Annotated in this window: 15 protein-coding genes; 10 read left to right on the top strand and 5 right to left on the bottom strand. The window is 29.9% G+C overall.

The annotated features are described in order from the left end of the window. Positions 1 to 134: 134 nt before the first annotated feature. The 3 genes from B5G32_RS01435 to B5G32_RS01425 form a co-directional block, all read right to left on the bottom strand. A complete protein-coding gene (locus tag B5G32_RS01435) occupies positions 135 to 587 on the bottom strand; it encodes a dUTP diphosphatase (RefSeq protein WP_087244340.1) in 453 nt (150 codons plus the stop codon). A 54-nt stretch (positions 588 to 641) separates the two neighbouring features. Continuing rightward, positions 642 to 1,202 carry a manganese efflux pump MntP gene (locus B5G32_RS01430; protein ID WP_087935603.1) on the bottom strand — a complete coding sequence of 187 codons (561 nt, stop codon included), beginning with the start codon at positions 1,200 to 1,202 and terminating at the stop codon, positions 642 to 644. A 98-nt stretch (positions 1,203 to 1,300) separates the two neighbouring features. After that, entirely contained in the window at positions 1,301 to 1,897 is a 597-nt protein-coding gene (locus B5G32_RS01425; RefSeq protein ID WP_087244342.1) for a YigZ family protein, read from the bottom strand. Positions 1,898 to 1,998: 101 nt separating this feature from the next. Here B5G32_RS01425 and B5G32_RS01420 point away from each other — a divergent pair, with 101 nt between their 5' ends. From B5G32_RS01420 to B5G32_RS01375, 10 genes are all read left to right on the top strand, one after another. Further along, positions 1,999 to 2,862, top strand: a complete 864-nt coding sequence (locus B5G32_RS01420) for a DegV family protein (RefSeq protein ID WP_087935602.1) — start codon at positions 1,999 to 2,001, stop codon at positions 2,860 to 2,862. A 12-nt stretch (positions 2,863 to 2,874) separates the two neighbouring features. Next, entirely contained in the window at positions 2,875 to 3,147 is a 273-nt protein-coding gene (locus B5G32_RS01415) for a hypothetical protein (protein WP_087935601.1), read from the top strand. Positions 3,148 to 3,196: 49 nt separating this feature from the next. Further along, positions 3,197 to 4,252, top strand: a complete 1,056-nt coding sequence (locus B5G32_RS01410) for a hypothetical protein (RefSeq protein WP_087935600.1) — start codon at positions 3,197 to 3,199, stop codon at positions 4,250 to 4,252. Positions 4,253 to 4,467: 215 nt separating this feature from the next. Further along, the gene (locus tag B5G32_RS01405) at positions 4,468 to 5,526 is read left to right on the top strand and encodes a hypothetical protein (RefSeq protein WP_087935599.1); all 1,059 of its coding nucleotides are present in this window, start codon (positions 4,468 to 4,470) and stop codon (positions 5,524 to 5,526) included. Between the two features lie 132 nt (positions 5,527 to 5,658). Beyond that, positions 5,659 to 6,261, top strand: a complete 603-nt coding sequence (locus B5G32_RS01400; RefSeq protein WP_087935598.1) for a hypothetical protein — start codon at positions 5,659 to 5,661, stop codon at positions 6,259 to 6,261. A gap of 9 nt (positions 6,262 to 6,270) precedes the next feature. Further along, entirely contained in the window at positions 6,271 to 7,266 is a 996-nt protein-coding gene (locus B5G32_RS01395; protein ID WP_087935597.1) for a helix-turn-helix transcriptional regulator, read from the top strand. A 23-nt stretch (positions 7,267 to 7,289) separates the two neighbouring features. Further along, entirely contained in the window at positions 7,290 to 7,967 is a 678-nt protein-coding gene (locus tag B5G32_RS01390) for a response regulator transcription factor (RefSeq protein ID WP_087935596.1), read from the top strand. Further along, positions 7,960 to 8,943 carry a sensor histidine kinase gene (locus B5G32_RS01385; protein ID WP_087935595.1) on the top strand — a complete coding sequence of 328 codons (984 nt, stop codon included), beginning with the start codon at positions 7,960 to 7,962 and terminating at the stop codon, positions 8,941 to 8,943. Before B5G32_RS01390 ends, B5G32_RS01385 begins: the two co-directional genes overlap by 8 nt. A 102-nt stretch (positions 8,944 to 9,045) precedes the next feature. After that, a complete protein-coding gene (locus tag B5G32_RS01380) occupies positions 9,046 to 9,804 on the top strand; it encodes an ABC transporter ATP-binding protein (protein WP_087244351.1) in 759 nt (252 codons plus the stop codon). Between the two features lies 1 nt (position 9,805). Next, the gene (locus B5G32_RS01375) at positions 9,806 to 11,812 is read left to right on the top strand and encodes an ABC transporter permease (protein WP_087935594.1); all 2,007 of its coding nucleotides are present in this window, start codon (positions 9,806 to 9,808) and stop codon (positions 11,810 to 11,812) included. Between the two features lie 67 nt (positions 11,813 to 11,879). On the opposite strand, the gene B5G32_RS01370 is transcribed toward B5G32_RS01375, so the two are convergent. Together B5G32_RS01370 and B5G32_RS01365 are read right to left on the bottom strand one after the other, a co-directional pair. Then, positions 11,880 to 12,227 (bottom strand): DUF2200 domain-containing protein, encoded by a 348-nt coding sequence (locus tag B5G32_RS01370; protein WP_239386167.1) that lies wholly within the window; start codon positions 12,225 to 12,227, stop codon positions 11,880 to 11,882. A 70-nt stretch (positions 12,228 to 12,297) separates the two neighbouring features. Next, the gene (locus B5G32_RS01365) at positions 12,298 to 13,449 is read right to left on the bottom strand and encodes a site-specific integrase (RefSeq protein ID WP_158093942.1); all 1,152 of its coding nucleotides are present in this window, start codon (positions 13,447 to 13,449) and stop codon (positions 12,298 to 12,300) included. Between the last annotated feature and the right edge of the window lie 38 nt (positions 13,450 to 13,487).

Genomic DNA, 13,487 nt, shown 5'->3' with positions numbered 1-13,487 from the left:
CCGAACAAAAAAGAAAGACATATAAGGAAAATAGTACAAATTTATCAATTTGCATAAAAAATAAAAAGAAGTGGTAGATTTAATAAAAAATTCTACCACTTTGTCAACAGCCTGAAATCCTCATAGAATGAGGATTAATCATTTTGATAATTGTCAATGATTTCATCAATATCAATACCTAATTTAAAACCTAATGTAAAATAATCATCAATAGTATTTTGATAGTCTTCACTAGAGTATTGTTTTTGAACATTTAAAATAGATTGATAAATCTTGAAAAATAAAGAATAAAGATCTTGATTTTCAGGAATTTCTGTATGATTTTTAATACTATCAATACGTAATTCATAACCAATAGACATTAACATCGTTAAACCTTCAAGATAGTTTTCTAATAACTGTTGATGATTGACCGGTTCTTCTTTTTCCCAAAATAAATAACATCTTGATTCAAGTGCAACTTCAGATAAATCATGTAAAAAAGATAAAATCTTTTGATTGATTCTTGTTGTGTTTAATATTTCATTTTTAGCGACTTGAATTTCTCTATTGATATAGACTTGATATAATTTTGCGACATCATTCATAATTTTTCACCTCTTATCTATTATCTTACCTCAATATGAATAAAATTTGAATGATTAACCAAAAATATGAAGGTGTTCTAATAAAATCTTAATACCCACACCTATTAAAATAATACCACCAGCAATTTCAGCTTTAGATTTATATTTCATACCACAGACATGTCCAATTTTCACACCTATCATTGAAATCACAAAAGTTGTACAGGCAATGATAGAAACAGCTGATAAAATATTGACATTTAAAAAGGCAAAAGTAACACCAATAGCTAAAGCATCAATGGAAGTAGCAATCGCTAAAGGAATCATGACTTTAGGTGAAAATTCTGTATTACATGTTTCTTCATCTTCAAAAGCTTCTTTAATCATATTGATTCCAATTAAAGCTAATAAGATAAAAGCAATCCAATGATCAATACTTTCAATTTTATCTTTAAACTGAATACCTAATACATATCCTAAAAAGGGCATAAAGCCTTGAAAAAAGCCAAAATAACCACCACAAATCAAAGCGTGTTTGAGTTTAAGCATGCGTGTTGATAAGCCTTTACAGATGCTCACCGCAAAAGCATCCATGGATAATCCTACACCAATGATCAATATTTCTAAAAACCCCATACGTCCTCCTTGTAATAAAAAAGACATGACTGTTGAGCGTACAGACAAGTCTTATTGTTTTTATCATATTCAAATTATAACAACTTTGCATATAAGTGTCAAACATCTTTTGGGATATAGTCACTGCCTATTTTTTTAGCTTGAAACTGATTGTTTGTGAAATCTTGAATCATATCCAGAAAATCAAGATTACGTAAATAACATTGATAAGAAACTTGTTCCTGATATTGAATATCTATACACTTGATGTGATGAACTTTTAATAAATGCTCAAGTTTACGTGTATATGTATAATCAACTGTTATATTATATAAATCAACCAGTTCTTTTTCAACGATATGAGCGACTTTAAGGGCTTCAGCTACACTTTGGCTATATGCTCGTGTTAATCCCCCAGCGCCAAGTTTAATGCCACCAAAATATCTGGTCACAATTGCTATCATATTTGTTAAACCTTGCATTTTCAAAACATTTAACATAGGCATACCCGCCGTTCCAGATGGTTCACCATCATCATATGCTCTTTCATGAGGACCAATAATATAGGCAACACAGTTATGTGTAGCTTGTGGATCGCTATATTTTGTAATCATATCGTTAGCCTGTTCAATTTGACTACAGGGAATCAAATGACAAACAAATTCAGATTTTTTAATAACTAATGTATGGCTTGTATAATCTTCAATAGAAATCATGATGTCACACCTTTCTTTCTTTATTATATATGATTTCATTTTATTGTCAAAAGTGTTATAATAATGAGAGAAAAATTAACTTTTGGAAGCGAGGGATTGAGATGGCTAAGATTGCAGTATTAGCTGATAGTGGCTGTCAAATAGAATTAAATCAATATGAAGATCAAGGTATATTTATTGTGCCTTTATGTATTACGATGAAAAATCATACGTATTTAGATCAAAAAGACATTACCAGTTTGGAAGTTTTTGAAACTATGGAAAAAGAGGATATCATGGTCATGACTTCTCAACCTGCAACAGGGGAACTGGTGAATATTTTACAAAGAATCAAAGATGCTGGCTATGATGAAGTTATTGGATTACCCATTGCGACAGGATTATCATCAACTTTAAATGGGATGAAAGTTGCTGGAGAAATGGTGGGTATTCCAATCACTTTAATTGATACAAAAGGAACTGCAGGCAATCAAAAATATTTAGTATTCACTGCTGCCAAATTGATTCAAGAAGGTAAGAGTGTTGGTGAAATTCAGGACATTCTTGAAAACATGATTGAACAATCTGGAACGATTATTATGGCCCCTAACTTAGAACATTTAAAGAAAGGTGGTCGTATTACGCCAGCAGTGGCATTACTTGCCAGCATGTTGAAAATTGTTCCAGTGATGGAATTAAATTATGACTTGGGTGGTAAAATAGATGTACTTGGAAAAGTCAGAACCTTATCTAAAGCCAAAGCTACACTTGTGAATCGCATGGTCGAATTAGGTGTCAATGCTAAGGAATATAAAGTCACAATTGAACATGTCTTATGTGAAAGTTCAGCTTTAGAAGTGAAACAGATGGTTTTAGAAAAAATTGGAAATGTTGAATTAGAGTTAAGAGAACTTCCAGCTGTTGTCGGTGCCCATATGGGAGTTGGAGGTATTGGTGTACAATATATCAAAAAATATACAGGATAGGAGGATGAACAAATGCCTTTATTTGATGATCTCACAAAAAAAGCAGCGAAATTGACAGAAGGAGCTATTGATAAAACACAGGAATTAGCTGGTACTGCCAAGATAAAGCTTAAAATGAAAAATTTAGAATCTGATCGTGATGATGTTTTTCGTGACTTAGGAAAATATTATTATCAACAAATTCAAACATCAGGTGTTGTTGATGAAGAAGTCATGGATATGTATCGTCATATTGAAGAATATAATCAAAAAATTGCGGAATTAAAACAATTACTAGACGAATAAGCTGAGGAAACTCAGCTTTTTTGATATAATGAAAGTAGAGGTGATATGTATGAATATCAAGATGAGAAACTTGGCTATAGGCATTGGTGGAATTTTTTGTATAATGAATTTAAATAGTGAGTATCATTTCACTTATATGAATACTATACAGCCGTTTCTTTTTATCTTCTTTTTCATTTGTTTATTCTTTTTTAAAGAAAGTATCCTTTATCCCATATCAGGCTTATTAACAGGAATAGGTATTGATTATTCTTTGATTCAGGGAATCATCAATAATCCTTCTACAGTTCCTATTATTTTTGATAGTATTTTATCCCTATCTTTTATTCTGTATTTTATCATCATGCTTTTCAAAAAGAGATGGAGTCGTCAAAATCAAAATATGGAATTATCTCAAGATATTCAGCACAAAAACTTGCCTGGAGATGGGACAATATCTTATCCATATAGATTAGATATTGATCAGACGCTTACCATCAATGATGAAATAGAACATCAATATCATAAAGTAATGTATGCACTCAATGGTGGAAGTCAAGAATACGAAGATCCAACATTTGGTTTTAAAGATAAGGTATTGGTAGGAAAAAAACATCTCCAACAAGATTATGGTGGTTTTTGGAAATATGAAAGTGATATGCCTGCTTTAAAGGAAAATGGAACCCTTTGGATGAAAGGTGTCGTTTATCTTTCGCATGATGATGTCAAAAATATATATCAGATGCTTTGTGATGATCATCTGTGGCAAATGATTCAAGAAAATATATCACATGTGTTAAACTTATCCTATAAAGAGAGTTATCAATTTTTAATAGACAATCAGATTCCACAAGATGTGGCCAAGAGTTTATTAAAAGTTATTGCTCAAAAAGATAATATATTTGATAAAGATATCATCAAATCATTTATCAAATTCAGTTTTCAAAAAGAAGATTATCAGGAAGCAATGGAACATCAGGATGGAATGATTTATTGTGCTTATTGTATTTATTATTATGATAACTGGTTTTTACAGATGAGAGAAGGCGTATGGAAAGTGAAACCAACTCTTTATGAACCATCTCTTTATTATGGAAAGGGTACTTATCAACCATTTGAAAAATAATCGTATAATAAAATCAATATTTGATAAAGATATTTCAATAGAAAGCAACAATGAGTATTATGAGTAATATTCATTGTCTTTTTTATAAGGAAATTAAGAAAGTGATTATTAAAAATATTTTTATTATAAATAAATCATAAAAAATTATTTTAATATCAACTTTTGTTTTTATGTCATCAAAATCTTTGTTATAATGTAAGAGAGGATGAGTATATATGAATAGAAAATGGTATTTTTTAGAGTACGTAGGAGCTCTTATATGTGCATTTATGGCTAACGTTGAATATCAATTTTCATATATGAATGGTATTCATTTATTATTGTGGATCATTTATTTTGGAGTATTTCTTTATTTTAAAGAACATATTTTCTATTGTGTGTTGAATGTTTTGATGGCTTTAAGTGTATGTCTTTCATTAATCATAGGAATAATGACGAATCCACAGCTTGTTTGTATTATCTTTGATTCTATCATGATGATGTTTTTACTTGTTTTAGCCATTGTTTTGTTTATAAAAAGAAGATCTGTCAATCCAAATAATCAAATCCTTAATGAACTGAAATATACAATACGTGATGGAAATGGAACGGTGGAACATCCTTATATTCTTGATGAAAACAGTCTACCTCCTCTATGGAAAGAGATGATTGATGAACAAAATCATAAAGTCAGTTATGCTTTAAATGGTGCAGGACAAGAATATAAAGATTTCTCATTGAATATTGAGGATTATATTTTGGCTGGGAATAAACATAAAAAACAGGAGCTGGGTGGATATTGGATTTATCAAAGTGATATGCCTGTGTTTAAAAATGAAGGCACATTATGGATAAAAACAGTGATTTATTTATCTTATCCTGACTGTCAGTTATTATATGAATTATTGAAAGATTATAAACAGTGGCAGACCATTCAAAAAAACATTTTATCTTTATCCAAGATGTCATATGAAGAGGGTTATTCTTTATTAAGAAAACATCAGATATCCAAACAACATTGTCAAGTGTTATTCAAAGTCTTAGGGATGACAGATCATATATTGAGTCCATCAGTGATTTTAGATCTTGTTAAAAACAAGTTTCATTTATCACGCTACCAAGAAGCCATGGAATATCAAGAAGGTATGCTCTATTGTGTATATTGTTTTACATATCAGGGACAATGGTTTCAATGTATTCTTGAGGATAACTGGAAAATCTATCCTATACTTTATGAGCCATCTTCTTATTATGGCCAGGGTATTTATCAGTCATTTGGACAAGATTTTGTATAAAGCAAAATCTTTTTCTATATATAAAAAAATAAAAAAAGTGTTTTAACTCCGTTTTTTAGGTGTTAAAATAGGTATAAAGTCATCTTCAAAATCATAAAATGGGTATAATGATAATACAAGGAGATGACATATATGAAAAAAACTTATCAAAAACAAGAAATGATCACTTTTGTTCAAAAGAAAAATTATGTATTAGAAATTATGAAAGATTCATCTGTATTGGAGTTATTTGCCAGTTGCTTACATGAAAAAGAATTGAGTCATTTATTACATAATAAAAGACTTTATCAACAGCTTTTTATAGCTGCCTTAAGACATTTATATCAGGCGCAGAATTATCAGGATATGGAAAATGATTTAATGATGATGAATAGTTTGTTTTCACATCAGGATTATTTGTTGTTGAAGGAAGATATTTTTAAAAAAATAGCTAAAAAAACAATAACATTACAAGAATATTGTGTGATCCGATATCTGATTCCTTTTGAGAATATGTCTTTTTCTCAAGTCATTTCTATTCTTGAACATCAATATCATGTAGATACACTGGATTGTGCTAAAATATGTCTATTGGAAGATGAATATCATTTGGCCTATCAATATTTACTGCAACTAGATGACTGCCAGGATGAAGTTGTCTTAGATTTGCTTTGCAGCTACAGCATGAAAGACTATCTTTCATTAATGCGTCATTACAACAGGAAGAAAAGTTATCAGCTTGTCATGAGTCATTAGGAGTCTATTATGGGAAAAAGAATGTTTTATGTACTGAAGATGATTTTACAAACGCCAAATAAAGCCATTACAGCTTTAGAAATACAGGAAGCTTTAATGAAACAGGATATGAAGATTGATATTAAAACTGTTTATTCTTGTATCAAACAAATCAATGATTTTTTTAATGGTTGGATAGGTAGAGATTTGATTATCTCTTATCATAAATTAGGTTATAGGATAGATGAAGATATATTTGAGGATGGTGAATTACAATTTCTATTAGATCAGATTGCCTTTCATCAGGATTTAAATAGAGAAGATCAGCAACATTTACAAAAGAAACTTCTCACCCTATCTTCTTTTCATCAACAAAAACGTCTCGTCTTATTTCAACCAAGTGAACGTCAGCATTCTTTTTCTCTATTTATCAATTTAACAGTTATTATGAAAGCGATTGAACATCAAAAAGCTATTTCTTTTCAATATATTGATTATGATATTCAAAATCATCAATTCATAGAGGTGGCTTCACAAAGAGGGAATAAAGATGATCAATATATTGTTTCTCCTTATTCTTTAACTTCCCAAAATAATCATTATTATATGATTGCCTATAATGAAAAACATCCCCAACAATTAACCAATTATCGTATTGATCGTATGCGTGCTATTCAGACTTTAAATAAAGGATATATCAATGTTCAGGAACAATTTGATATCCAAAATGAAATTGAAAAGATGATGAATATGTTTATATCTCATCATCGTGATACATTGGTTATTGAATGTGATTATAAACAGTTAAGAGAGATGGTATCACGTTTTGGATTGAATATGCGAGTGCAGCGTTTATATCAGGAACGTTTATTATTAACAATTGAAGATGTTTCTATTTCAGAAGGATTGATTGGCTGGATTATGATGATGCAAACTCAAATTAAAGTGATTTCTCCACAGTATCTACATGATGACATCAAGTCGCGTATAAAAGCTATGCACAACCTTTATCAAGATATGTTATAATGGAATTGGAGTGGGTGATGAAAATGCAAAAAATCATGATTGTCGAAGATGATGAAGTCATCGCTTTAGCAATTCAAAAACATTTAGAAACATGGAATTATGAAGTTGAAGTTGTGGATGATTTTGAACATGTTTTAGATCTTTATCTTCAAAAACAGCCAGAACTTATTTTATTAGATATTTCCTTACCTTTTTATAATGGATATCATTGGTGTGAACAGATTCGTAAAGTATCTTCAGTGCCTATTATCTTTATTTCATCTGCTAATGAGAATATGAATATTGTCATGGCTATTTCTATGGGAGCAGATGATTTTATCACAAAACCTTTTGATTTTCATGTCTTAACAGCGAAAATTCAGGCATTACTTCGTCGTACATATTCTTTTTCTAAATCTATGCAGGTTTTAACATATAAAGATTTGGTTTTAAATATCTTAGATGCAACTATTTCTTATCATCATCAGACTATTGAACTGACGAAAAATGAATTAAAGATTTTACAGGTTCTCTTTGAAAAATCAGAAGTATTTGTATCACGTGATGATTTAATGATGGCATTATGGCAAAGCAATGAATTTATAGATGATAATACTTTAAGTGTGAATATGAATAGATTAAGAAAGAAATTAGATGATTTTCATATTAAACATCTTATTCAAACAAAAAAAGGATTAGGTTATAAGCTGGCTTATGAATAGATTACTGCATTATTTTTATGATAAAAAAGCTTTTTATATTCTCTATTTATCATGCATTGGTATTTTTTGTCTGATTCTTTATTTATATAATGTTTTCATTGAAGCTGTCATCTATGCGACTATTTTATGTCTGGTTTTATTGATTGTTTATTTTGCGATTGATTATTTTTTCTATTATCAAAAAACGAAAAATTTAGAATCAATCTTTCAATTAGAAGATATGATTTTATTAGATTTACCACAAAGTTCTGGATATATTGAAACTCAATATCAATTATTGATTCATCAGATCCATCATTTATTAAAAGAAATGAAAGAACAACATGAAATACATAATCAGGATATGTTAGATTATTTCACTTTATGGGTTCATCAGATCAAAACACCTATTTTTGCATTAAGACTTTTAATTACATCTCAAAATGCTTCAACAAACGATATGCTTTTACAAGTTTTAAGAATTGAACAATATGTAGATATGGCTTTACATTATATGAAATTAGAACAGATTTCTTCTGATTTACGTATCAAACGTTATGATTTAAATGAGCTCATTCAAGATGTCATAAAAAAACAAGCCACTTTTTTTATTCAAAAGAAATTAACTTTAAAAATTGATCCCATAGATTTACAGGTTTTGACTGATGCCAAATGGTTGTCCTTTGTTTTGGAACAGATTTTATCTAATGCATTGAAATATACCAAAACAGGTGGCATTCATATTTTTGTTGAAGATGAAGTTTTGTATATTGAAGATACGGGTATTGGGATTAAACAGGAGGATTTACCAAGACTGTTTGAAAAAGGCTTTACAGGATATAATGGAAGAATGGATAAAAAAGCAAGTGGTCTAGGATTATATTTATGTGCTCGCATATTAAAATATTTAGGACATCCTATTCATATCCAGTCAACTCAAGGAGTGGGAACAACAGTGATGATTGATTTTCATGTTAAGGATTTGCAAGTTGAATAAATCTTACAGAAATGTAAGTTATAACAGAGAAATTGTAAGATAAATCAATGGTACATATTTCTCTTTTTTTATAAACTATAAGTGTACAAAGGAGGAGTTAAAATGTCATTACTGGAAGTTAAAAATTTAAAGAAAATTTATACAACACGTTTTTCAAATCAACAGGTACAGGCATTATCCAATGTCACTTTTAGTGTCGAAGAAGGTGAGTATGTTGCGATTATGGGTGAATCTGGAAGTGGGAAAACAACTTTATTAAATATTCTAGCTTCATTAGATCAGCCAACCAGTGGACAGGTCTTATTAAATGGTCAAGATATTACCCATTTAAAGGAAAAAGAAATCTCACAGTTTAGAAGAAAGAATCTTGGTTTTGTATTTCAGGATTTTAATCTATTAGATACATTTTCTATCAAAGATAATATTTTCTTACCACTTGTCTTATCTAAAGAACCTTATCCTGTTATGCAACAGAAATTAAAAGCTTTAGCACCAAAACTGGGTATTGAGGATTTATTAGAGAAATATCCATATGAAATATCTGGTGGACAGAAACAAAGAGTCGCTGTTGCAAGAGCACTCATTACACATCCTCAACTTGTTCTGGCAGATGAACCTACTGGTGCCCTTGATTCAAAGTCAACGGATCAATTGTTGGAAATTTTTGATACAGTCAATCAGGAAGGGCAAACCATTTTAATGGTGACTCATAGTACCAAAGCAGCTAGCTATGCTTCAAGAGTCTTATTTATTAGAGATGGTGAAGTTTTCCATCAAATTTACAAAGGAAATCAAACGAATCAGCAAATGTATCAAAGTATTTCAGATACACTAACATTACTTGCGACAGGAGGGAAATAAAATGAAATCTTTCTTTTATCCCCGTCTGGCATTAACCAATCTCAAAAAGAATTCTAAGTTATATTTTCCATATTTATTAACAAGTTCCTTTACTGTCATGATGTTTTATTTAATTAATTATCTAGCATCACATAAAGGTTTAGAACAAATGGCAACGGGTTCAAGTACAATGCAGATCATCTTGAATTTAGGAATTATTGTGATGGTTATCTTTTCTGTCATTTTCTTATTTTATATGAATAGTTTTTTAATGAAACGTCGAAAAAAAGAAATAGCTTTATACAATATTTTAGGTTTAGAAAAGAAACACATTATGATTATGATGTTGTGTGAAACCATCATCACAACATTGATTTCATTTATTATGGGATTTCTTTTTGGTATTATTTTTAGTCAGCTGGTTTCATTAGTATTGATTCATTTAATGGGACTATCTACAACCTTGACATTTCATATTTCATGGTCATCTTTTCTAGTTGCCGTTATTGTCTTTTTACCTATTTATTTGGCTTCTTATCTCATTCATGTGATTCAAATTCAATTATCAAACCCTATTGAATTATTAAGAGGTTCTCAAAGTGGTGAAAAAGAACCGAAGACCAAATGGCTGATGACAATCATTGGTTTGGTAACACTTGGATTAGGATATTATATTGCTATTACGATTGATGATCCTACAACAGCAATGCTCTTATTTTTTGTAGCTGTTATCTTGGTTATTATTGGAACCTATTGTTTATTTACTGCAGGTTCTATTACAATTTTAAAACTTTTAAAGAAAAATAAGCATTTCTATTATCAGACAAAACACTTTACTTCTGTGTCTCAGTTAATTTATCGTATGAAACAAAATGCTGTAGGACTGGCTAGTATCTGTATTTTATGTACATGTATATTGGTTATGTTGTCAAGTACAGTCTCACTCTATTTTGGAATTGAAGATACAATTACAGCTTATCAGCAGGATAGCTATCAGCTTAAAGTTTATGGCTATGATGATGGAACGTTGCCAAGTGATCAGGAGTTTGCAAAGTTTTATTCACAAATGCAGACTGAATTAGAGAATCATGATATTGGTATTGATAGTTTTATTCATACCAAAAGATATTCAGTCAGTGTACGTTTTGGAAATGACCATATTTTAGCAGTAGACGAATCTGGGGATTTTGTTGTGGGATATTTGGTAGGGATGACACAGGATGAATATAATCGTGCCTATCATCAAAATGTTCAATTAAGTGGTCAGAATATTTTAGTGAGCAGTAATTTCTTTGAATTTGGAGATACTTTAGACATAGATCAACAAAAATATCCAATTCAGGAAGTTGTGCATCAACCCTATTTATTACCTAATGAAAATCCTACTGCGCAAAGAAATCTGATTGTCATTATGAAAGATGAAGAAGCTATTCAAGAGATGATGTCGTATTTCTTTGGAGATACTATTCAGCCAACAGAAAATCTTTCTATTGTATATCAGGATCAGTCTCAAGAAAAAGAAGCTGAAGACATATTAAGAAAGTGTTTAGATAACTTTTCCTTAGAAACAGAGACAGAACAGGGAGGCATTTCTTTCTATCGTTCTTCATTATATGAAGTCAGAATCATGTTGATGGAATTGTATGGAAGTTTATTTTTCTTAGGTATTTTCTTAGGCATCTTATTTTTAATGGCTACAATATTAATTATGTACTATAAACAGTTATCAGAAGGTTATGAAGATCAAAAACGCTTTGAAATTATGCAAAAAGTTGGAATGAGTACAAAAGAAGTGAAACAGACTATTCGTTCTCAAGTTTTAATCTTCTTCTTTTTACCACTGATAGCTTCAGTTATTCACATGGCATTTGCTTTCCATTTGATAACTATGATGTTTAGTTATATTGTTTTGAGTGGAACAGAGGTGTTTATTACATGTACAATCATCTCAGTCATTATTGTGGCGATTGTTTATGCGATTGTCTATGTCTTTACATCAAGAACATATTATCGTATTGTTAAGAATTAGGAGAAGATGAATGAATGTTCATCTTCTTTTTTTGAACAAAAAAAGAAGTGAAACAAAATTCACTTCGTTATTTTCTTAATATTTTATCTAAGCTTTTTCCTTTCGCCAGTTCATCTATCAGTTTATCAAGATAGCGCATATTTTGCATCATAGGATCTTCAATGGTTTCTAGTTTAACACCACAGATACTTCCTTTGATTAAAAATCTTTTTTCATTCAAACTTGGAGCCTGAAGAAAGAAATGTTCATAGTCTATAGGTGTTTCCAACATTGCGTGAATCTGATCTTGAGAATAGCCTGTTAACCATTGAATGACTGTATCAACTTCTTCTTGGCTACGTCCTTTTTTCAATGCTTTTTGAAGCAGTAAAGAATAGATTTGAGAAAAGGGCATCTGGAAGACTTTATGATTCATTATAACAATCCCATCTCAATTACTTTAAAACGATATATGTTTAAAAATATGTTGATTTTATCAATGCTTTTTAATTTAATAGTTCTTTGTTTTTAATTTTTGACAGGTTTTTGACAGGTTTGTGAACATCTTCATTAAATATATCATTGATTGTTTCTAATGCAATTTCTTCTTTTAAATGTGTGTATATTCCTAGAGTTGTTTCTATTTTTTTGTGTCTAAGAATACGTTGGGCTATTTTCGGATTGACATCATTTTCAAATAATCTTGTAGCCATTGCATGTCTTAACTGATGGAAATATATGTGATTTCCTGTTACCTTGGAATAATATGCCATATTACCAGAGAGATTCCCTGGTTTGATATATTGTCCTGTATCGGTGCATATAAGAATATCAAAATGATGGTTTTCAAGATATTTAAGAAGTTTAGTCTTAAGCTGATATGGCATGGGGACAGTGTTCGTAGATTCATCTGTTTTTGTGGAGCTTATATAAAGAGTGTTTGAGTCATAGTCATATTCTAATGTTTTATTGATATAAATTTGATTGCTTTCAAAATCAAGATCATGGACATCTAAAGCAAACACTTCACCTATTCTTGCACCTGTATAGTATCCAATCCATAATGCCATTTCATATTGTTTTTTAAAAATCATGTTCTTGCTGTTTCTGATTCTATTAAGATAATCGTGAAAGATATCTTCAGATACTGGTTCTCTCGGTTTTGCATCTTTCTTTCCTAAATTGATTTTTGCCTTGTATGGATCCTTAAGGAAACCATTTATATAGGCAAATTTAAAAATATTATTAAGTAATCTAAGACATATATCTTTTGATCCATATGACAAAGTGGTTATTGTATCAAATTTTATTTGAACCAGATAATTATCAATCAAAGCGATTTTATATTTTCCAAATAGTGGACCAATATAATTTTTATATTTATTTTCATACATTTGTGCAGTAGATTTTTTTATAGGTGCACTTCTGATATAGAGTTTAAATACTTCGTCAACAGTAATTGGATTAATCTTATATACTTCTCCACTGGTAAGAAGCTCAGATTTTTTCAATGTTTCATGATTTAAAGCATCTGTCTTTTTTAAGAATCCACCTTTTATATATGTCTTTTTTTGACCATATTTATCTGTATAGTCAAAGTATACCTGATATGTATATCCTTTTGCTGCTTTCTTACTTTTTCTTTTTCTAATGCTCATAAAAACACGTCCTTTCATTTGTATTTGCCTTAGACGTG

The organism is Massilimicrobiota sp. An80, from assembly GCF_002159255.1.
GTDB classification, from domain to species: Bacteria; Bacillota_I; Bacilli_A; order Erysipelotrichales; family Coprobacillaceae; genus Allocoprobacillus; species Allocoprobacillus merdigallinarum.
This window is presented reverse-complemented; position numbering and strand designations above follow the sequence as displayed.